Source organism: Streptomyces sp. NPDC059008 (assembly GCF_042749045.1).
Lineage (GTDB): Bacteria > Actinomycetota > Actinomycetes > Streptomycetales > Streptomycetaceae > Streptomyces.
In genome coordinates this window covers 1-20,036 of the sequence record NZ_JBHYJC010000062.1, presented here as the reverse complement: position 1 = coordinate 20,036, position 20,036 = coordinate 1, and the positions used below count along the sequence as shown (strand labels likewise).

The window sequence follows — 20,036 nt, the reverse complement described above, 5'->3', positions numbered from 1 at the left end:
CCGCGATCAGACTCCCGCGTAGGAGTGCAGGCCCGTCACGAAGATGTTCACGCCGTAGTAGTTGAACAGGTAGCAGACGAAGGCGATCAGGCCGAGCCAGGCGGCCTTGCGGCCCTTCCAGCCGGCGGTGGCGCGGGCGTGCAGGTAGCAGGCGTAGGCGACCCAGGTGATGAAGGACCAGACCTCCTTGGGGTCCCAGCCCCAGTAGCGGCCCCAGGCGGCCTCGGCCCAGATGGCGCCCGCGATGATCGTGAACGTCCACAGCGGGAAGACGGTGGCGTTGATGCGGTACGCGAACTTGTCCAGCGAGGCGGCCGCGGGCAGCCGCTCCAGGACGGACGCGGCGAAGGCGCCGGGCTGCTTGCCGTCCGGGTCGGCGAGCCTGGCCTCGTAGCGGTCCCGGAAGAGGAACAGCAGGGTGGCGACGGCGCCGAGGTAGAGGGCCGCACCCGAGATGATCGCGCAGCTGACGTGGATCCACAGCCAGTACGAGTGCAGGGCCGGAACGAGCTGGTCGCTGGCGGTGTAGAGGACCGAGACGGCGAGTCCCAGGTCGAGCAGGACTGTGGTGACCAGGGGCAGGCCGATCCAGCGGACGTTCTTCTTGAGCGCGAGCAGCAGCAGGTAGAGGCCGACCGCGACCGCGGCGAAAGTCGTGGAGAACTCGTACATGTTGCCCCAGGGGGCGCGCTCCACGGACAGGGCGCGGGTGACGACGCCGCCCACGTGCAGGGCCCAGGCCAGGACGGTCAGCGAGACGGCGATCCGCCCGTAGAGGTCGCCCTTCTCCGTGCCGCCGGCGGCGCCGGGGCCGTCGGGGACGTCGCGGCTGCCGGCGGCGGCCTTGGTGATGACCTTGGGCCGCTCCAGTACGGCCGTGCCGCCGCGCTGCTGCGCCGCTTGGGCGGCGGGGGCGGCGGACGCCGCGGCCGGGGCGGTCAGGGCGGCGGCGGTGCGGCCGACCTTGCTGCGGCTGCCGAACACCCACTCGGCCATGTGCGCGAGGAAGGCGAGCGTGTAGATCGCCATCGCCGAATAGACCAGCAGGTTGCTGTTGTGCGCCATTGTCTCGTTGGCTGCGGCAGCGATGTTCACGCGCGCGCTCCTTCGGAGGGGTCAGCAGGACCGTCAGAGTCAGTGGGCTCCGCGGGGTCTGGGGAGGAGGTGTCGGATCCGGTGCCGGAGTCCGCATCGGTGCCGGAGTCCGTAGCGCTGCCGGGGGCGGCGCCCGGGGCGAGCGGGGCGTCGGGTTCCAGCGCCGCCGCGAGTTCGGCGAGTTCCTCGGGCAGTCGGGCGGACTCGCTGCGGCCGAGGCCGGCCAGCTCGACCACCGTCGTGCCGTCCGCGCCCTGTTCGGCCCGCACCCACACCCGGCGCCGCTGGATGAACAGCGAGCCGGCCAGGCCCAGCAGGGCGGCGACCGCGCCGGTCAGCGCGAGGCCGTTGCCGGGCTGGTGGGAGACCTTGAAGCTGGCCCAGCTCTTGACGCCGGTGAACTGGATGCTGCCGTCGCCGTCGGGCAGCTTCATGGTCTCGCCGGGCAGCATCATCTGGGCCAGCGGACGGCCCTTGGCCTTGTACTGCTTGAGGCCCTTCTTCTCCAGCTGGTAGACGTTCTGCGGCACTCCGGAGGAGACGCCCAGATCGCCGTGGTAGGCGGTCAGCGTCAGTACCGGGTAGTCCAGCGCGGGGAACTGGGAGAACATCGAGCCCGAGCCCTTGCCGCCGAACGTCGGCACGAAGAAGCCCTGGAAGCCGAGCTGGTTGCGCTTGCCGTCCTTGGTCTGCGCGCCGGGGACCTTGACCACACCGGTCGAGGTGAAGTTCTTGCTGTCCTGCGGGAGGAAGGGCACCGCGCCCTTGTAGACGACCTTGCCGCGGCCGTCCTTGACGGTGACCTCCGGCGAGTAGCCGTGGGAGAGCAGGTAGACCTTGGAGCCGGCGATGTCGAGGGGGGTGTTCACCTCGATCGCGGTCTTGTGCTCCTTGCCGTCGGCGCCGGAGAAGTACCTGATGTGGGCGCGGAAGACGCGGGGGGTGCCCTTCTGCGGTCCGGTGCGCTCGTAGGTCGCCTCGAACTTGTCGAGGGTGAAGCCGAAGGGCTCCAGGGTGTCGGTGTCGAAGAAGGGGCCCGACTTGAAGTCGTCGTACTGGGTGAGGTTGTTGGCGAATCCGTCGCCCTCGGTGATCAGCTTGCCGCCCTCGGACTTCCACAGGCTGCCGACGGCGAACGCCACCAGCATCACGATCAGCGCGACGTGGAAGACGAGGTTGCCGACCTCCCGCAGATAGCCCTTCTCGGCGGCGACGGCGGTGCCGGCCCGGTGGGCACGGAAGCGCCGCTTCTTCAGCATCCGCTGGGCCGCCGCGAGGACCTCGTCGGGATCCGCGTCGGTGCGCCAGGTGGTGTAGGCGGGCAGCCGGGTCAGCCGGCGCGGGGCGGCCGGCGGGCGGCCGCGGAGCTGTCCGACGAACTGCCAGCTGCGCGGCACGATGCAGCCGATCAGCGAGATGAACAGCAGCAGGTAGATCGCGGAGAACCACACCGAGCTGTAGACGTGGAACATCCCGAGCTTGTCGTAGATGTCGCCGAGGGTGGCGTGGTCGGCCTTGAACTGGTCGACCTTGACGGGGTCGATGCTGGTCTGCGGGATCAGCGAGCCGGGGATGGCGCCGATCGACAGCAGGAAGAGCAGCAGCAGCGCCACCCGCATCGAGGTCAGCTGCCGCCAGAACCAGCGCGCCCAGCCGAAGGGGCCGAGGGAGGGGAGGGTGACGTCCTCCCTGGGTGCGGTGGACAGCTGGGATCCGGCGGCGCCCAGGTCGCCGCCCGGCTCGGGGGTGGAACCGGGCTCGCGGGGGGTGTCGGTCTTGGTGGACATCAGTCAGATCCCAACGGTGGAGCTTTGCGTCCAGCTCTGCAGCTCGGACATCAGGCTGTCCCAGAGGCCGGTGACGAGGAGGATGCCGAGCGCGACCATCATGCCGCCGCCGATCCGCATCACCCATTGGTAGTGCCGTTTGACCCAGCCGAACGCGCCGAGCACCCGGCGGAAGGCGAGGGCGACGGCGAGGAACGGCACGCCCAGGCCCAGGCAGTACGCCACGGTGAGCAGGGCGCCGCGGCCGGCGCTGGCGTCGGAGAAGGCGAGCGCGCTGACGGCGGCGAAGGTGGGGCCCAGGCACGGCGTCCAGCCGATGCCGAAGAGCACTCCGAGCACGGGTGCGCCGGCCAGTCCCATGGCGGGCTTCATGTGGAAGCGCAGTTCGCGCTGGCCGAAGCGCTGCAGCACTCCGGCGAAGGCCAGCCCGAGCAGGATCATCAGCACGCCCAGGACCTTCGACAGGACGCCCTTGTACGTCTGCAGGGTCTGGCCGAAGAAGCCGAAGAGCGCGCCGCCGGAGACGAAGACGGCGGTGAAGCCGAGGACGAAGAGGGAGGCGCCGGCCAGCATCCGTCCGCGGCGGGCCTCGGCGAGGTCGGTGCCGGTGACGCCGGTGACGTAGGACAGGTAGCCGGGGACCAGCGGCAGGACGCAGGGCGAGAAGAAGGAGACGAGCCCGGCGAGGAGGGCGATGGGAACGGCGGCGAGCAGAGTGCCGTTGAGGACGGTCTGGTTCTCCGCGACGGCGAGCTGGATCACGTGATCACTTCTCGGCGATCAGCGGGGTGACCATCTTACGCAGCGCGTCCTCGGTGAGCGGGCCGAGCGAACGCGCGGCGATCCTGCCCTGCCGGTCGACGGCGATCGTGGAGGGGATGGCCTGCGGGTTGAGGCTGCCCTTGGGGAAGCGCAGCATCAGCTTGCCGGTCGGGTCGTACAGGCTGGGGTAGGGGACCTTGTGCTCGTCCTCGAAGTTGGTGGCCAGCGACTTGTCGGTGTCGCGGGTGTTGATCCCGACGAACTGCACGCCCTTGCTCTTCGTCTCCTTGAAGACCTTGGCGAAGTTCGGCGCCTCGGCGATGCAGGGCCCGCAGTACGATCCCCAGACGTTGAGGACGACGACCTTGCCCTTGTAGTCGGCGACGTCGAGGTTCTTGCCGGTGGTGGTCTCGCCGGACAGTGCGGGCGCCGGCTGCCGGTCGCCGGGCTTGACGGTGTCGATGCCGTCCTTGCCCTGGACGAACCGGGTCTGCGCGGAGCCGCCGGAGGCACCGTCGCCGCAGGCGCTCAGTGCCAGTGCGGCGGCCGCGGTGCCCGCGGCGAGCAGGGTGGTACGGCGTCGGCGCGCAAGGCGGCGTGGGGCGCGGCTAGCACTCATGTGAAAAGTTTCGCATGGGCCTTTTCCGGATCTTCCACACCCCCCTCGCCGGGCCGGCCACCGCGTCACAGCGGCATGTCAGGCCGTCGAGAGGTAGGCCTTCCAGCCCTCCTTGGGGCGCTGGCCGACGGGGATCTGCTGCAGCTTGTACAGCACCTCGGGGTCCTGGGCGTCGATCCAGTCGGCGAACTGCCGGAACGAGACGAGATGGACATCCCGGTTCTGCTCGTTGGCGATGTGTTTGAGCGCCGCCTCGACGGCGTCCATATAGATGCCGCCATTCCACTGCTCGAAGTGGTTGCCGATGAAGAACGGCGCGCGATTGGTCTCGTAGGCCCGGCGGAATCCGGAGATATATGCGTCGGTGGCCTGCTGCCGCCAGCCCGGGTAGTTGGCGGGCGGGGCCTTGGTGGATCTCCTGGACTGATTGGCGAGCATGTTGTAGTCCATGGAGAGCACCTCGAAAGGGTGACCCGGGAAGGGAATCTGCTGGAGCGGGAAGTCCCAGATTCCCATCCTTTTCTTCGGCCACATCTGCCGGCCGCCGGGCGAGCTGGCGTCATAACGCCAGCCGAGTTCCTTGGCGATGGGCAGCAGATTGTCCTGGCCGAGCAGGCACGGCGTACGGCCGCCGACGAGTTCCCGGCGGTAGTCGAAGGGCAGCGGTTCGAGATCCTTGAAGCCGGTGTTCGTACGCCATCTGGTGACGAAGTCCATCACCTGGTCGATCTCGGACTGCCATTCCTGGGGGCTCCAGTGCCGCACGGCGCCCGAGCCGCTGCAGAAGTGGCCGTTGAAGTGGGTGCCGACCTCGTGGCCGTCCAGCCAGGCCTGGCGGACGTGCTTCAGCGTCTCCTTGATGTGCTCGTCGCTGAGGTAGCCGATGTCGGAGGCGCCGCGCCGGTTGCCCGGGGGCTCGTAGAGGTGTTTTTGGGATTCGGGCAGGAGATAGAGCCCGGACAGGAAGAAGGTCATGGCCGCGCCGTGGTCCTTGGCGAGTTTGAGAAAGCGGGGAAAGAGGCCGTTGCCGACCTCTCCCGCGCCGTCCCAGGAGAAGACCACGAACTGCGGAGGGGTCTGTCCGGGTTCCAGCCGTTCGGGTGTTTTCGGTTGATGGGGCTGTGGGCCATATATCGCAGTCGAGCCGTCACCGATGAGTTGCGGCCGGGCCTGGACGGAGTTCTTCGCCTTCTGCTTGTCCGCGCCCGAGCCCGACGAGGTGCAGCCGGCGACGCCCAGCGCCGCGGCCGCACCAACTCCCATACTCAACAGGTTTCGTCGACTGATCGCGCGCATACCCTCGACCCCATCCGTGCTCGCCGAACTCAATATCCATATAAACGGACAACTGAGTGAAGGGCATGTCGAGCGTCGGGGAACCGAGTTAATCGCTCAGATATTTCATTTTGCCGGCCATCGGCGTTCCGCCAAGTGATGCAGCGTCAGGCCCCGAAAGCCTTGGCCTTTCCCTTGACGGGTTTGGCGCCCGCCAGGAGATGGGAGGGAACCAGGTCGCGCGCCGGCTCGCTGTACCCCACCGAAATGATCTTGTCGCCGTGGAACGTGAACGACGTCAGCGAGGCCAGCGTGCACTGCCGCTTGCGCGGGTCGTGCCACAGCCGCCGCCGCTCCGCGAAGCTGCGGACGATCCAGATCGGCAGCTGATGGCTGACCGCCACCGCCTCGTGCCCGCGCGCCGCGTCCCGCGCCGCACCGAGCGCCGCCATCATCCGTACGACCTGCTCGATGTACGGCTCGCCCCACGAGGGCCGGAACGGGTTGGTCAGGTACTTCCAGTTCCCCGGCTTCTTCAGCGCGCCGTCGCCGACACCGAAGGTCTTGCCCTCGAAGACGTTGCCCGCCTCGATCAGCCGCTCGTCGGTGGCCAGGTCCAGGCCGTGCGCACCGGCGATCGGCGTCGCGGTCTCCTGCGCACGCTCCAGCGGCGAGGCGACGACATGCGTGATGTCCCGCCCCGCGAGGTGCTCCGCGACCCGGTCGGCCATCTTCCGCCCCAGATCGGACAGGTGGTAGCCGGGCCGGCGCCCGTAGAGCACGCCCTCGGGATTGTGCACCTCGCCGTGCCGCATCAGATGGACAACGGTGATGTCTTCGTGGCTCATGGCGCCCCTCACTCGGTCGCTTCGGCGGCGGCCCGGGCGGCGGCCGGCAGCGCCGCCGCGATCCGCTCCACGGCCTGCGTGTCGTGCGCGGTCGAGACGAACCACGACTCGAAGGCGGACGGCGGGAGGTAGACGCCCTGCGCCAGCATCGAGTGGAAGAAGGCGGTGAAGCGGAAGGACTCCTGCGCCTTGGCCTCGTCGTAGTTCGTGACGTCCCGGCCGGTGAAGAAGACCGAGAACATGTTGCCCGCGACCTGGAGGCGGTGCGCGACGCCCTCCTTGGCCAGCGCGCCGGTCACCAGCGAGCGCAGCTCGGCGGAGACCGCGTCGACCTTCTCGTACGCGGCGTCGTCCAGCAGCCGCAGCTGCGCGACGCCGGCCGCGGTGGCGATCGGGTTCCCCGACAGGGTGCCCGCCTGGTAGACCGGGCCGGCCGGGGCGAGGTGCGCCATGACGTCCGCGCGGCCGCCGAAGGCCGCGGCCGGGAAGCCGCCGCCCATCACCTTCCCGAAGGTCATCAGATCGGGACGCACGCCGTCGATTCCGTACCAGCCGGCCTTGCTGACGCGGAAGCCGGTCATCACCTCGTCGGAGATGTACAGCGCGCCGTCGCCGGCGCAGATGTCCTTGAGCCCCTGGTTGAAGCCGGGCAGCGGGGGCACCACGCCCATGTTGCCGGGCGACGCCTCGGTGATCACGCAGGCGATCTCGCCCGGGTGCGCGGCGAACGCCGCCCGCACCGCTTCCAGGTCGTTGTACGGCAGCACGATCGTGTCGCCGGCCTGCGCACCCGTGACACCCGGCGTGTCGGGCAGACCGAAGGTCGCCACGCCCGAGCCGGCCGCGGCCAGCAGCGCGTCCACATGCCCGTGGTAGCAGCCGGCGAACTTGATCACCTTGGGGCGGCCGGTGAAACCGCGCGCCAGACGGATCGCCGACATGGTCGCCTCGGTGCCGCTGGAGACCAGCCGCACCTGCTCGACCGGCTCGATCCGGGCCACGATCTCCTCGGCCAGCTCGACCTCGCCCGCGCCGGGCGTGCCGAAGGACGTACCGCGGGCGACCGCCTCCTGGACCGCGGCGATCACCTCGGGGTGCGAGTGACCGAGGATCATCGGCCCCCAGGAGCACACGAGGTCGACATACTCACGGCCGTCGGCATCGGTGAGGTACGGACCGGTACCGGACACCATGAACCGGGGCGTACCGCCCACGGCCCGGAACGCCCGCACCGGAGAGTTGACGCCGCCCGGCGTCACCGCGGACGCGCGCTCGAACAGCGACTGCGAAACAGGGGCTTCATACGGAAAAGACACTGGGATCCTGACCTGCATAAACGGGGAGGGCGGCGACGCACGGACACGGCCCGGCTGACAACGGTGCGGGAATCCCCGCTTGGACCACCCAAGGTGCCGCGCGGTTCCCGTTCGATCCTTTTTTGATTCCTCTCGCTTCCGACCGGGCGTCAGCCCCCAGTCGTCTGCGAAACTGGGGCGACGTACGAGTAAGTCACGCAAGCAATGGTCTCAGAGGCGCACGGGGGCGTGCGGCCGGGCGTTTCACGCGCCTGCGACGGGGGAGGTCTCTGAGACGATGATCGGGTTGCGCGGCTGGGGCTGCGAGTGGTCGGGTGGAGATATGCATCGCGGTGGCGAACTGGGCGAGGGAACCAATGACCGGGGTCCCGAGCGCGCCCAGCGCGGCCGTCACCGGCGCGAGGAAACCGACGAGAACAAGGGCGGGGACATCAGAGGCGGCCGCATGGGGGTGACGTACAAATACTTCGGCGCGCCCAACGGAGCGACCGCGGCCCGCGTTCCGATCTCCATGCGCCCCGAGGAACTCGGCGGTGACGAGCTCGGTATGGGCGGTATGTTCACCAAGATCAAGCCGGAGACGATGGCCGCCATGGTCCTCACCGGTATAGAGGGCATACCGCTCCATAAGGTTCCGCCGCTCGAACTCGTCGTCCTCCACCCCGACTACGCCGTCGTCAAGCTCCCCATGACCGTGGTCGACCCGCTGCGCGGCGTCGGCGAGGAGTCGGTCGGCGCGGCCGCCTTCATCTGGTCCACCGTCCCCGACCGCGGTGGCCCGCGCGACGCCTTCACCGTCTACCAGCTGCTGCACGAGTGGCAGGACTTCAGCCACCGGCTGCACGAGGCGGGGCATCAGGCGTACTGCCTGGTGTGGCCGTAACGGTTCGGCAGGCTGCGGCGGGCCACGGCCCGCCGCACCTTTGGTCATGGAACCGTTCGGGGCCGGAGGTGTCCGCCGTCACCATGTGGGCCGGGCCGAGACGCCACCGTCGACGACGAGATCGTGTCCGGTGATCCACGACGCCATCGGTGAGGCGAGGAACACACATGCGTCGCCGACGTCCTCCGGGCGGCCCAACCGCCCGGTGGGCGCCGCCGCTTCCCAGCGCCGCACCCCCTCCGGCCAGTCCTCCGCCAGACCGGGGCGCGCGATCAGTCCCGGTGAGACGCTGTTGACGCGGATCCCGTACGGCCCGTACTCCAGCGCCGCCGAGCGCGCGTGCATCACCACCGCCGCCTTGGACGCGCAGTAGTGGGCGTGCCGCGGCGCCGGGCGGTCCGCCTCGATCGAGGCGATATGGGTCACCGAACCGGTCCCCTGTGCGCGCATCACGCCCGCCGCGGCCTGGGTGCAGGCGAAGACGCTGTGCACGTTCACATCCGCCACCGCCCGCCAGTCGGCCAGCGACATCCCCGCCAGCTCCTGGGTCGGCTGCACCGCCGCGTTGTTCACCAGCGCGGTCAGCCGCCCGCGCCAGTCGGCCGCCCGCGCCACCAACCGGTGGCACTCCTCCTCGTCGGCCAGATCGGCGCGCAGCGCCAGCGCGCGCCCGCCGCCCTCCTCGATCCGGGCGACCAGCGCGCGGGCCGCGTCGGCGCCCGTGCGGTAGTGCGCCACGACCTCGGCACCCGCGGCGGCGAACCGCAGCGCGACACCGCGGCCGATTCCGCCCGCGGCGCCGGTGACGAGGGCGACCTGCCCGGTGAGGTCGGGCAGTGCGCGGCGGCCCGGGACGTCGCGGCCGGTGGGCTCGTCAGGGGTCGACGGCTCCGCGGGGGTCGGCGGCTGGGTCATGGTCGGCTCAGCGCGGCGATCCGCGCTGCCTCCTGGGGAAAGCGCGCGGCCAGTTCGGCGGCGTCCCCGTGCTCGTAGTCGGCGAAGGTGAATCCGGGCGCCATCGTGCAGCCGAAGAGCGTCCAGGCGCCGCCGTCGGCGACCTCGGCGGCCATCCACGTACCGGCGGGCACGGTGAACTGGACGTGCTGCCCGCCCAGGACGTCCGGTCCGAGGACGACCGTACGGGCCGAGCGCCCCTCGGCGCCCTCGGCGCGCCCGCCGTCGTCCGGGTGCCCGCCGGCGTCGAGGCGTGCGCCGCCGGCGGGCAGTGGGCCGCCTTCGGGCCGTGAGCCGCCTTCGGACAGGAGGAGCAGGGTGAGCGGGTCCCCCGTGTAGAAGTGCCAGATCTCGTCGGTCGGCAGGCGGTGCAGGGCGCAGAAGTCGCCCGGCCCGGCGGTGAGCAGCATCACGATCGCCGTGCCCTCGGGCCGTCCGTCGGGGCGCGGCGGGCCCGCCCAGGTCTGCCGGAACCGGCCGCCCTCGCGGGGCAGCGGCGCCAGCCCGTAGAACTCGATCAGTGCCTCGGGGAGCCGGTCGCGGGGCGTGCGGTGCGCGTTCATGCGGGCTGGGCCCCTCCCACTCGTCGCCGTCCGTCGGAGGTGATCCACCCTAGGGGCGAAGGCGGCGCCGCGGCGGGCGCAATCGGGCCATGTCCGAGCGCCCGGCCGACGGTCCGTCAGCCGCGGGGGTCGCGGCCCGTCTCCGCCAGCAGGACGTCGAGTTCGGTGCCACCGGGCGGCAGCGGAACCGGTTCGGTGAAGACGTTCATCCGCCGGGCCGTCGAGCCCATCCGCGCGACCAGCGTCCGCAGCTCGGCCACGCACCCCGAGGGTGCCTCGTACGGCCGGCCGGTGGCCCGCGCCACGTCCCAGGTGTGCACCACCAGATCCAGCAGCACCATCGCACCGACGGTGCGCGCCGGCAGGCCCATCCCACCGGACACGCCGTCCTCCGCGCCCGGCGCCGCCCAGGCCTCGACCAGCCGCACCGCCTCCTCGGCGAACCGGTCGGGCCACCGGGCCCCGTACCGGCCGAGCCGGTCGGGGGTCCGGCTGAAGTCCGCCTCCTCCTTGGCGGCCAGTGCCTGGAAGGCGACCACGACATGGAAGAGGTGGTTGAGCAGCGCCCGCAGGTCGTACTCGGCGCAGGGCGTGGGCAGCCCCAGTTGGTCGTCGCGCACCCCGCGCAGCACCGGGAGCGCGGCCCGGGCCGCGGCATCCAGCAGCTCGCTGATCGGCGGTGCCGTCCTGGGCCCGTCCGCACCGCCCGGCTCGGCCGACGCGTCCCGCGCATCCCTGGCAGATTTGTCTTGTATATCCCTGGTGTCCGTCATCTCGACGACGCTACGGGCCGCCGCCGGCCGCGGCTTGAAGAAATGCGACAGGTCGGGTGGTGGCACCCGGCGCACGCCGCTTTAGGATCCGGGTCATGGCCGCTCCACGGCGCGACACCCGGGGCATCGTCGCCGCCCCGGACCTCCTGGCGCGGGTGCGGTTCCGGCGCCGCTCCCCCGCCGAGGCGCTGCGCCCGTATGTCGAGCACTACTGGCTGATCGACTGGGATCTGCCCGAGCCGTACACCAGCCAGGTCGTGCCGCACCCGTGTGTGAACGTGGTCTTCCAGCGGTACGCCGACCGGCCCGCCTTCGGCGAGGTCGCGGGCATCGGGCTGGAGCTGTTCTCCCAGACGCTGGTGGGGCGGGGGCGGGTGTGCGGGGTGCAGTTCCGGCCCGGCGGGTTCCGGCCGTTCGCACCGGAGCGGCCGGTCACCGACTGGACGGGCCGCAGGCTGCCGCTGGCGGTGGTCTTCTCCGGGCCGCCGGGCCCGGACCCGCGCGCGGAGGGTGCGGCCGCCGATGCCGCACGAGCCGTAGCGCAGTCGGCCGTCGCGGATGCCGCGCGGGCCGTGGTGGAGCCGGCGGACGAGGACGCCCGGGTGGCCGCGCTCGACGCCTTCCTGACGCCTCGGCTGCGGGCCGGGCCGCGGGTCCTGGACCACGCCGGGCTCGCGATGCGGCTGGCCGACCGGATCCGGACGGACCGCACGATCCGGCGGGTCGCGGACTTCGCACGGGCCGAGGGGATGTCCGTACGGGCGCTGCAGCGACTGTTCGCCGGGTATGTCGGGGTGAGCCCCAAGTGGGTGCTGCTGCGCTACCGCATCCATGAGGCCCTGGAGCGGGCCGCGGCGGACGCGGAGGTCGACTGGGCCACGCTGGCCGCCGAGTTGGGCTACAGCGACCAGGCGCATCTGGTCCGCGATGTCACGGCGACGGTCGGGGTGCCACCGACCGCCTACCCGCGCTGAAGCGGCCCCGCCCGGGGCCTCAGGGCAGCTCGGCCGTCAGATAGCGCTGGATGGTGGGCGCCAGCCAGGCGACGATCTCGTCGTGGCCGAGGCCGACGGCCGGCGGGAGGTGCAGGACGTAGCGGCACAGGGCCAGCCCGAGCATCTGCGAGGCGATCAGCCCGGAGCGGACCGCCGCCTCCTCGGGGACGGGGCAGACCGCGGAGAGGACCGGGCCGATCTGCTCGGCGAACACGCCCCGCATCCGCTCCGCGCCGGCTTCGTTCGTGGCGCCGACGCGCAGCATGGCGGTCAGCGCCTCGTCGCTCTCCCAGCGTTCGAGGAAGTGGCGTACGAGGCGGGCGCCGAGCTCGTCGTGCGGTACGTGGGTGAGGTCCGGGGCGTGCAGCTCGATCTCGGAGGCGGCGGCGAACAGGCCCGCCTTGTTGCCGTAGTAGCGCATCACCATCGACGGGTCGATGCCCGCTTCCCTGGCGATGGAGCGGATCGTGGCGCGCTCGTAGCCCTCGGCGGCGAAGCGGTCGCGCGCGGCGGCCAGGATCGCGGCCCGGGTCACGGCGGAGCGGGGCTGGGGGGTCTGCCCGGCGCCCTCCACGGTGGTCGGAGCCTGGGCCCGCCCGACGGCGGCGTCGGCGGGACCGGCGCCGGACGCGGTGTCGCTGCTGGTGAGGGGCGCATGGTCGACCATGCCCACGACTGTAGGCCAACGACCGTTGACATGCCAGCGCGAGGAGTCCTACGCTTGCCAACAAGCGTTGACCAACGAGTGTTGGCACACATGCGTTGGCACACATGCGTTGACCCGCGTGCGTCGACCCGCACGCGCCGACGCGGTCAGGCAGAGGCGTAGGAGGGGACGGCCATGAATGCCATCAACCGCAAGCCCGGCATCACTGACGGCACCACCGACGGCGGGAGCGGCAGCGGCGGCTCCGCGGCCCGGTCCGGGCACACGGACCATGACGCGGACGTCCTCGTCGTCGGCGCCGGTCCGACGGGACTGCTGCTCGCCGGCGACCTCGCCGAGGCCGGCCTCGCCGTCACCCTCGTCGAACGCCGCACCGAGACGACCAGCAACCTCACCCGCGCCCTGGCCGTCCACGCCCGCACCCTGGAGCAGCTCGACGCCCGCGGCCTCGCCGACGAGCTGGTCGTCGGCGGCCACCCGATCCCCCGTCTCCGCCTCTTCGGCACCGCCACCCTCGACCCGTCCCGGCTGCCCACCCGCTTCCCGTTCGTGCTGATCACGCCCCAGTTCGAGGTCGAGCGGCTGCTGGAGCGCCGGGCCCGCAAGGCCGGTGTGAGGTTCCGGTACGACTCCGAGGTGACCGGCCTCGACCAGGACGCGGACGGGGTGACCGTGCGGCTGCGCGGCGCCAAGGGCAGTGGCAGCGCCCGCGCCGCCTACCTCGTCGGCACGGACGGCGTGCGCAGCGCGGTCCGCGAGGCCGTCGGTCTGCCCTTCCCCGGCAAGTCCGTGATCCGCTCGCTGGTCCTGGCCGATGTGCGGCTGGCCCAAGAGCCCCGGTCCCCCTTCACCTTCCACGCCACCGGGGACGCCTTCGGCCTGGTGGCCTCGTTCGGCGACGGCTGGTACCGCGTCATCGGCTGGGACCGCCACCGCCAGGCCGATGACGACGCCCCCGCCGATCTGGCCGAGGTCCGCGAGGTCGCCCGGCTCGCCCTCGGCACGGACTACGGCATGCACGACGCCCGCTGGATCTCGCGCTTCCACAGCGACGAGCGCCAGGTCCCGCAGTACCGCGTGGGCCGTGTCTTCCTCGCCGGCGACGCCGCCCATGTCCACTCCCCCGCCGGCGGCCAGGGCATGAACACCGGCCTGCAGGACGCCGCCAACCTCAGCTGGAAGCTGGCGGCCGTGCTCCAGGGCCACGCCCCCGCCGCCCTCCTGGACAGCTATCAGACCGAGCGCCACCCCGTCGGAAAGATGGTGCTGCGCAGCAGCGGCGCCATCCTCCGGATCGCTCTGCTGCACTCCGCGCCGGGCAGGGCGGCCCGCGCCCTCGCCGCCCAGCTCCTGAGCCGTCTGCGGCCGCTGGCCCGCCGCGCGATCGGCACCGTCTCCGGCATCGGCATCGCCTATCCGGCCGGGCCGGGCGCCCACCGGCTCGCCGGCCACCGCGCCCCCGACGTCCGCCTGGCCGACGGCGGCCGCCTCTACGCGCTCCTGCGCCAGGGCCGGTTCGTGCTCATCGCCCCGGCCGACGAGCCCGCCGCCCCCCAGGAGTCGGCGGGCGGCGGGGCCGGCCCGCACCCCGCCGACGGCCGCGTCATCCGCGCCACCTGGGCCAGCGGTCGCCGTACGGCTCTCCTCATACGCCCCGACGGCTATATCGCCTGGGCCACCGACGCCACCCACCCCGCCGAGCGCGCCACGGCCCTGCGCGCCGCCCTCGTGCGGTGGACCGGCGCCGCACCCGAAGACGGCGGGACGGGCCCGCGTCCCTCATCGGTCCCGGTCATCCCGACGCCAATACATGCCGCAGATACGCCCGCGGGTCGTTGAGATAGCGCCGCCAGTGGTCGACGAGCCCCAGCTCCGCCCACTGCACCGACCGCATGCCGTGCTCACCGACCTCGACGATCTCCGCGCCAGGCAGTGCGGTCAGCAGCGGGGAGTGCGTGGCGCAGATGATCTGCGCACCGCCGCTGCCCAGCTCACTCATCAGCCCGACCAGCTCCAGACAGGAGGAGAACGACAGCGCGGCCTCCGGCTCGTCCATCACATACAGCCCCGGGTGGGTGAACCGCTCCCGGAGCACCAGCAGGAAGCCCTCGCCATGACTCATCTCGTCCGGGTGCCGGGACAGCCGCAGCGAGCTGTGCTCCCCGCCGAGCGCCTCCAGCGCGGTCTCGGCCCGCAGGAAGAACCCCTTCCGGCGGGTCCGCGGCCCGCGCACCATCCGGCGCCCCTCCCGGGTCGGATCGAACCGCATCAGCCCGCCCAGCAGCGACGCCTCCCGCGAGCTGGCGTACTTGTAGCCCGCCGAGCCGCCGTAGGAATCCAGTCCGAACCCCTCCGCCAACGCCTCGGCCAGCGTCGACTTCCCCGAGCCGTTCTCGCCCACCAGAAACGTGACCGGAGCACGGAAGGCCAGCCCCTCCTCAGCCAGCTGACGCACACACGGCACCGTCCAGGGCCAGCCGTCCTCAGCCGTCCCCTCCCCCTCCGGAACATCCACATAAGCCCGCTCGATCAGCATGCCTTCGAAGCTCTCACACCCCGCTGACAGCCGGCCCGCGCCGGCCCGCGCCCGGCCCCCACCCGTCCTCCTCAGGCTTCCCCCGTTCTCCTCAGGCTTCCCCATGCTCCTTAGGCTTCCCCCATGCCGATCGCCCGTTCCGCCGCCCTCTTCGCCGTCGCCGCGCTCTTCGAGATCGGCGGCGCCTGGCTGGTGTGGCAAGGCGTCCGTGAGCACCGGGGCTGGGCCTGGATCGGTGCCGGAGTCCTCGCCCTCGGGGTGTACGGCTTCGTCGCCACCCTCCAGCCGGACGCCGAATTCGGCCGCATCCTCGCCGCGTACGGCGGTGTCTTCGTCGCCGGATCGCTGGCGTGGGGCATGGTCGCCGACGGCTACCGCCCCGATCGCTGGGACGTCATCGGCGCGCTGATCTGTCTGGCCGGCATGGCAGTGATCATGTACGCCCCCAGGAGCCGCTGACCACGCCCGCATATCCTGGCCGCGCACGCCCCCACAGCGGAGGGGGGCGGGCAGGGACCCCACCGCCCCAAGGAGAGCGCCATGACCGCCGAGGCCCGTACCGCCGTCGTCACCGGAGCGAGCAGCGGCATCGGCGCCGCGACCGCGCGGGCGCTGGCCGCCGCCGGCTACCACGTGGTCCTCACCGCCCGCCGCAAGGACCGCATCGAGGCGCTCGCCGCCGAACTCCCCCACGCCCGGGCCTATGCGCTCGACGTCACCGACCGCGCCGCCGTCGACGCCTTCGCCGCCGACCTCGGCCGTCTCCCCTCCGTCGACGTCCTGGTCAACATCGCCGGCGGTGCCCTCGGCGCGGAACCGGTCGCCACCGGCGACCCCGCCGACTGGCGTGCCATGTACGAGGTCAATGTGCTCGGCGTGCTCCATATGACCCAGGCGCTGCTGCCGGCGCTCACCGCCTCCGGCGAGGGCACCGTCGTCGTGCTGTCCTCCACCGCGGGCCACGGCACCTACGAGGGCGGCGGTGGCTATGTCGCCGCCAAGCACGGCGCGCACGTCATCGCCGAAACGCTCCGCCTGGAGCTGTGCGGCGAGCCCGTACGCGTCATCGAGGTCGCCCCCGGCATGGTCAAGACCGACGAGTTCGCCACCACCCGCTTCCGCGGCGACACCGCCAAGGCCGCCAAGGTCTACGAAGGCGTCGACCAGCCGCTCAGCGCGGAGGACGTCGCCGACACCGTCGCCTGGGCCATCACCCGGCCCGCCCACGTCAACATCGACCTGCTGGTGGTCCGGCCCCGCGCCCAGGCCTCCAACACCAAAGTGCACCGCACCTCTTAGGGGCTCTCCGGTCAGGAGTTCTCCGGCCCTGACCCATCGGACACGCCCCAGGCGCCAGGCGGCCGGCCCGCCAGTCGGCCGGCCCGCCGGTCAGCCGAAGAGCCGGCCGGCCAAAGAGCCGGCCCGAGTGCCGCAGCGGCTCAGCCCTTCACACACACGACCTGCTTGAGGTGGGCGACCACCTCGACCAGGTCGCGCTGCTGATCGATGACCTTCTCGATCGGCTTGTAGGCGCCCGGGATCTCGTCGATCACTCCGGAGTCCTTGCGGCACTCCACACCCCGCGTCTGCTCCTCCAGATCGCGCGTGGAGAACCGCTTCTTGGCGGCGTTCCGGCTCATCCTGCGGCCGGCGCCGTGCGAGGCGGAGTTGAAGGACGCGGCGTTCCCCAGGCCCCGGACGATGTAGGAGCCGGTGCCCATCGAGCCCGGGATGATGCCGTACTCGCCGCTGCCCGCCCGGATCGCGCCCTTGCGGGTCACCAGCAGGTCCATGCCGTCGTACCGCTCCTCGGCCACGTAGTTGTGGTGGCAGGAGATGACCTCGTCGAAGGTCACCCTGGCCTTCTTGAACTCCCGGCGGACCACGTCCTGGGACAGCGCCATCATGATCTCGCGGTTGTGCTTGGCGTACTCCTGCGCCCAGAACAGGTCGTTGCGGTACGCGGCCATCTGCGGGGTGTCCGCGATGAAGACGGCGAGGTCACGGTCGACCAGGCCCTGGTTCTGCGGAAGCTTCTGGGCCACGCCCATGTGGTACTCGGCCAGCTCCTTGCCGATGTTGCGCGATCCGGAGTGCAGCATGATCCACACCGACTGGTCGTCGTCGATGCAGAACTCCCAGAAGTGGTTGCCCGATCCCAGCGAGCCCATCTGCTTGGTGGCGCGTTCCTGACGGAACTTGACCGCGTCGGCGACACCGTCGAAGCGCGCCCAGAAGTCCCCCCAGCCCGCGGTCGGGAAGCCGTGCAGCCGCCCCGGGTCGACCGGATCGCCGTGCATCCCCCGGCCCACCGGGATCGCCTGCTCGATCTTCGACCGGAGCCGGGAGAGGTCGCCGGGCAGGTCGTTGGCGGTGAGCGAGGTCCGCACCGCGCTCATCCCGCAGCCGATGTCGACACCGACCGCCGCGGGGCAGACCGCGCCGCGCATCGCGATCACCGAGCCGACCGTGGCGCCCTTGCCGTAGTGCACATCGGGCATCACGGCCAGTCCCTTGATCCACGGGAGCGTGGCGACGTTGCGCAGCTGCTGCATCGCGACGTCCTCGACTGCGGCCGGGTCCGTCCACATCCGGATCGGTACCTGCGCACCGGGTACCTCGACGTACGACATAACTTCCTCATTCCCCCGAAAACATGAAAAACGCAAAAGCCGGACAAGATATACGATCTTGGACGCCGGACCGGCGTGCGCGGCAAAACGTGCGATAGACATTGTGTCCAGCGGCCGCCGCACGGCGGCAACCGCATTTCCCAGGGGAAGGAGCCGCGAACGATGCCACGGAAGCCGTTCGTACCCGGTGCCGCACTGGTGGCCGCCGCGGCGCTGGCCGCCGGCCTCACCGGCTGCACCGGCGGCTCCGGCACCGACGGTGGCGCCGCCGACGCGAAGAGCGGTGACGCCACCGCCTCCAGCCAGGCCGCCGAGCCGGGCCGCTACCAGACCCTCCCGGAGGCCTGCGGACTGCCCGCGCGCAGCACCCTGCGCGGCATGCTCCCCGGTGACGGCCAGCAGGTCTCGGGTACCGAGGCCGACAAGCTCTACGGCGGGCAGGCCGACATCACCTACGACACCGACCGCCGGGTCGGCTGCCGCTGGACCCGCGAGACCACCGCCGGCACCCGCCATCTGACCCTCGACATCCAGCGCGTGGTCTCCTACGACTCCGCGGTCAGCGATGACGACAAGGCGCAGGAGACCTACGACGCCAAGGAGCTGGCCGCACAGATCCCGGCCGGCGCCACCGGCTCGGCGTCGCCGGGCACCCCGCCCCCCTCCACCGCGAAGGCGAAGGACGCCGAGGCGAACAAGACCGACAAGGCCGGCAAGGCCGACGGGGTCGACAAGGGCGGAAAGGCGGGCAAGCAGGACAAGTCCCCCGAGGCGTCCGAACCGAGCGCGGACCCGAGCGGCTCGACCGCCCCGCGCGTGCTGGACGACCTGGGGGACGCGGCGTTCCTCAATGACAAATTGATCACCGCGGACTCCGGTGTGCACCGTGACGTCACTGTGGTCTTTCGCACGTCGAACGTCATCGTGACGATCGCGTACGACCAGTGGTCCACGGACAAGGCGATGTTGCCGGACAGCCAGGAACTGCAGGACAAGGCCCGTTCGCTGGCCGGCGAGCTGGTCGAGAACCTCAGCGAATAGTCCGTATTGGGCGGATCGCCCCAACCGTCACCGCAAGTCCCCAAATAACCGATTCGCCCTTCCTTTTCATCGACACGAAACGGTCACACACCCCGCCGCGCCGCGTACCGTGCCGTCTAGCCCCGCCCCGTACGCGCGGCGGGGCAGCCCCGCACGGCCGACCCCCCGGCCGGACCGGGCCGAACCGACGACGACGAACAGCGAAGGAACCATGCACCGTTCAGCCAAGCGCCTCGCCAGCCTCCTCACCTGCGCAGCAGTACCGGTGCTGCTCGTCGCCGGCTGCTCCGGCTCGGACAGCGACAGCTCCGGTGACGCCTCCTCCTCCGCGTCCGCCTCCGGCAAGACGGGCAAGCCGTCGCCGACCGTCGCGCCCGCGAAGTACAAGCAGCTGCCGAACCCGTGCGAGGCGTTCGCCAAGGGCACCATCAAGAAGATGCTGCCCAAGGTGAAGGACGCCTCCGGTGAGCAGGGCAAGTCCACGGACAACTCCGTGCACGGCACCTGCTCCTGGAACAGCTCCGACGAGCAGGGCGTCGACGGCACCCAGTTCCGCTGGCTGGACATCGGCTACCAGCGCTACGACTCCGAGGCGGGCGTCGGCTCCGCCGAGAAGCGCGCCACGGAGTTCTACGCCAAGCAGGTCTCCGCCGCGCAGGCCGTCAAGGGCGCCAAGAAGCTGAAGACGGCCAAGACGTCCGGCACCGGCGACGACTCCACCGCGATCACCTACGACGTGAAGAAGGAGGGCAACGACTTCAAGAACACGACGATCGTCGCCCGCCTGTCCAACATCGTCGTCACCATCAACTACAACGGCGCGGGCCTGGCCGGTGCGGACACCCCCAAGGCCGCGGACCTGCTCAAGAAGGCCCAGGCCGCCGCCAAGGAGGCGGTCGCCGCCGCCACCAAGGCGAACGCCTGACACAGCCGCGCCGCCCGGCGCCTGAGCCACACAGGGCCCGCACCGACGTACGGTGCGGGCCCTGCGCCCGTCCCTCCCCCTGCCGCGAGAGCCCGATCGTGACCCGGCCCCCTTCATACCGCCACCCGCTCGCCCGGACGCGTGTGCCAGGCTGTCGCTCGCAAAAGTCCGACTAGGAGGGGTTCTCGGGTGGCCGAGCCACTGAAGCTGACGCGCACGCACCGGATACTCATCGCGGTCGTCATCACCGGCGCGGTGGTGATCGCCGGCATCGGCTTCGCCGGCTCCTACGCGGCCGTGCGTGAACTGGCCCTCAAGAAGGGCTTCGGCGACTTCGCCTACTTCTTCCCCATCGGCATCGACG

Annotated in this window: 21 protein-coding genes; 8 read left to right on the top strand and 13 right to left on the bottom strand. The window is 71.3% G+C overall.

Translation table 11 applies throughout. The features are described 5' to 3' along the window. Window positions 1–6: 6 nt before the first annotated feature. The 7 genes from ccsB to hemL all read right to left on the bottom strand — a co-directional run bounded on the left by ccsB (window position 7) and on the right by hemL (window position 7,702). The gene (gene ccsB, locus ACFWZH_RS36255; RefSeq protein ID WP_384441593.1) at window positions 7–1,095 is read right to left on the bottom strand and encodes a c-type cytochrome biogenesis protein CcsB; all 1,089 of its coding nucleotides are present in this window, start codon (window positions 1,093–1,095) and stop codon (window positions 7–9) included. Further along, a complete protein-coding gene (locus ACFWZH_RS36250) occupies window positions 1,092–2,882 on the bottom strand; it encodes a cytochrome c biogenesis protein ResB (RefSeq protein WP_384441590.1) in 1,791 nt (596 codons plus the stop codon). The genes ccsB and ACFWZH_RS36250 overlap by 4 nt, the downstream gene beginning before the upstream one ends. A gap of 3 nt (window positions 2,883–2,885) precedes the next feature. Beyond that, complete coding sequence (locus ACFWZH_RS36245) at window positions 2,886–3,644, bottom strand: cytochrome c biogenesis CcdA family protein (RefSeq protein WP_384441587.1); 759 nt, start codon at window positions 3,642–3,644, stop codon at window positions 2,886–2,888. 4 nt (window positions 3,645–3,648) lie between these two features. Then, complete coding sequence (locus ACFWZH_RS36240) at window positions 3,649–4,263, bottom strand: TlpA family protein disulfide reductase (RefSeq protein ID WP_384441584.1); 615 nt, start codon at window positions 4,261–4,263, stop codon at window positions 3,649–3,651. Between the two features lie 78 nt (window positions 4,264–4,341). After that, on the bottom strand, window positions 4,342–5,559 hold the full coding sequence (locus ACFWZH_RS36235) for a hypothetical protein (protein ID WP_384441581.1): 1,218 nt from the start codon (window positions 5,557–5,559) through the stop codon (window positions 4,342–4,344). A gap of 146 nt (window positions 5,560–5,705) precedes the next feature. After that, window positions 5,706–6,386 (bottom strand): histidine phosphatase family protein, encoded by a 681-nt coding sequence (locus tag ACFWZH_RS36230; protein WP_384441578.1) that lies wholly within the window; start codon window positions 6,384–6,386, stop codon window positions 5,706–5,708. Between the two features lie 8 nt (window positions 6,387–6,394). After that, window positions 6,395–7,702 (bottom strand): glutamate-1-semialdehyde 2,1-aminomutase, encoded by a 1,308-nt coding sequence (gene hemL, locus ACFWZH_RS36225; RefSeq protein ID WP_384441575.1) that lies wholly within the window; start codon window positions 7,700–7,702, stop codon window positions 6,395–6,397. A gap of 322 nt (window positions 7,703–8,024) precedes the next feature. Between hemL and ACFWZH_RS36220 the strand changes: the two genes are divergently transcribed. After that, the gene (locus ACFWZH_RS36220; protein WP_384441633.1) at window positions 8,025–8,585 is read left to right on the top strand and encodes a hypothetical protein; all 561 of its coding nucleotides are present in this window, start codon (window positions 8,025–8,027) and stop codon (window positions 8,583–8,585) included. Window positions 8,586–8,663: 78 nt separating this feature from the next. On the opposite strand, the gene ACFWZH_RS36215 is transcribed toward ACFWZH_RS36220, so the two are convergent. The 3 genes from ACFWZH_RS36215 to ACFWZH_RS36205 all read right to left on the bottom strand — a co-directional run bounded on the left by ACFWZH_RS36215 (window position 8,664) and on the right by ACFWZH_RS36205 (window position 10,875). Further along, window positions 8,664–9,500: an SDR family NAD(P)-dependent oxidoreductase gene (locus ACFWZH_RS36215; RefSeq protein ID WP_384441572.1), complete on the bottom strand. Its 837-nt coding sequence runs from the start codon at window positions 9,498–9,500 to the stop codon at window positions 8,664–8,666. Then, complete coding sequence (locus ACFWZH_RS36210; protein WP_384441569.1) at window positions 9,497–10,102, bottom strand: cupin domain-containing protein; 606 nt, start codon at window positions 10,100–10,102, stop codon at window positions 9,497–9,499. The genes ACFWZH_RS36215 and ACFWZH_RS36210 overlap by 4 nt, the downstream gene beginning before the upstream one ends. Before the next feature lie 116 nt (window positions 10,103–10,218). Then, on the bottom strand, window positions 10,219–10,875 hold the full coding sequence (locus ACFWZH_RS36205) for a TIGR03086 family metal-binding protein (RefSeq protein ID WP_384441566.1): 657 nt from the start codon (window positions 10,873–10,875) through the stop codon (window positions 10,219–10,221). A gap of 95 nt (window positions 10,876–10,970) precedes the next feature. Here ACFWZH_RS36205 and ACFWZH_RS36200 point away from each other — a divergent pair, with 95 nt between their 5' ends. Then, entirely contained in the window at window positions 10,971–11,849 is an 879-nt protein-coding gene (locus tag ACFWZH_RS36200) for a DUF6597 domain-containing transcriptional factor (RefSeq protein WP_384441563.1), read from the top strand. A gap of 19 nt (window positions 11,850–11,868) precedes the next feature. Here ACFWZH_RS36200 and ACFWZH_RS36195 read toward each other — a convergent pair whose 3' ends face one another. Further along, a complete protein-coding gene (locus ACFWZH_RS36195) occupies window positions 11,869–12,537 on the bottom strand; it encodes a TetR family transcriptional regulator (protein ID WP_384441560.1) in 669 nt (222 codons plus the stop codon). A gap of 174 nt (window positions 12,538–12,711) precedes the next feature. Here ACFWZH_RS36195 and ACFWZH_RS36190 point away from each other — a divergent pair, with 174 nt between their 5' ends. Continuing rightward, window positions 12,712–14,376, top strand: a complete 1,665-nt coding sequence (locus ACFWZH_RS36190; RefSeq protein ID WP_384441557.1) for an FAD-dependent monooxygenase — start codon at window positions 12,712–12,714, stop codon at window positions 14,374–14,376. Here the strand turns inward: ACFWZH_RS36190 and ACFWZH_RS36185 are convergent. Continuing rightward, a complete protein-coding gene (locus ACFWZH_RS36185) occupies window positions 14,330–15,073 on the bottom strand; it encodes an AAA family ATPase (RefSeq protein WP_384441553.1) in 744 nt (247 codons plus the stop codon). The two genes, ACFWZH_RS36190 and ACFWZH_RS36185, sit on opposite strands and share 47 nt — an antisense overlap. Window positions 15,074–15,196: 123 nt before the next feature. Here ACFWZH_RS36185 and ACFWZH_RS36180 point away from each other — a divergent pair, with 123 nt between their 5' ends. Continuing rightward, complete coding sequence (locus ACFWZH_RS36180; protein WP_384441550.1) at window positions 15,197–15,532, top strand: YnfA family protein; 336 nt, start codon at window positions 15,197–15,199, stop codon at window positions 15,530–15,532. A gap of 81 nt (window positions 15,533–15,613) precedes the next feature. Next, the gene (locus tag ACFWZH_RS36175) at window positions 15,614–16,372 is read left to right on the top strand and encodes an SDR family oxidoreductase (RefSeq protein ID WP_384441547.1); all 759 of its coding nucleotides are present in this window, start codon (window positions 15,614–15,616) and stop codon (window positions 16,370–16,372) included. 140 nt (window positions 16,373–16,512) lie between these two features. Here the strand turns inward: ACFWZH_RS36175 and ACFWZH_RS36170 are convergent, their stop codons facing one another. Continuing rightward, a complete protein-coding gene (locus tag ACFWZH_RS36170) occupies window positions 16,513–17,706 on the bottom strand; it encodes an RtcB family protein (protein ID WP_384441544.1) in 1,194 nt (397 codons plus the stop codon). 162 nt (window positions 17,707–17,868) lie between these two features. On the opposite strand from ACFWZH_RS36170, the gene ACFWZH_RS36165 reads away from it, so the two are divergent. The 3 genes from ACFWZH_RS36165 to ACFWZH_RS36155 all read left to right on the top strand — a co-directional run. Further along, window positions 17,869–18,747 carry a hypothetical protein gene (locus tag ACFWZH_RS36165; RefSeq protein WP_384441541.1) on the top strand — a complete coding sequence of 293 codons (879 nt, stop codon included), beginning with the start codon at window positions 17,869–17,871 and terminating at the stop codon, window positions 18,745–18,747. Window positions 18,748–18,958: 211 nt separating this feature from the next. After that, window positions 18,959–19,672 (top strand): DUF3558 domain-containing protein, encoded by a 714-nt coding sequence (locus ACFWZH_RS36160; RefSeq protein ID WP_384441538.1) that lies wholly within the window; start codon window positions 18,959–18,961, stop codon window positions 19,670–19,672. A 189-nt stretch (window positions 19,673–19,861) separates the two neighbouring features. Next, a partial coding sequence (locus ACFWZH_RS36155; protein WP_384441629.1) for a DUF2637 domain-containing protein occupies window positions 19,862–20,036 on the top strand: 175 nt, incomplete at its 3' end.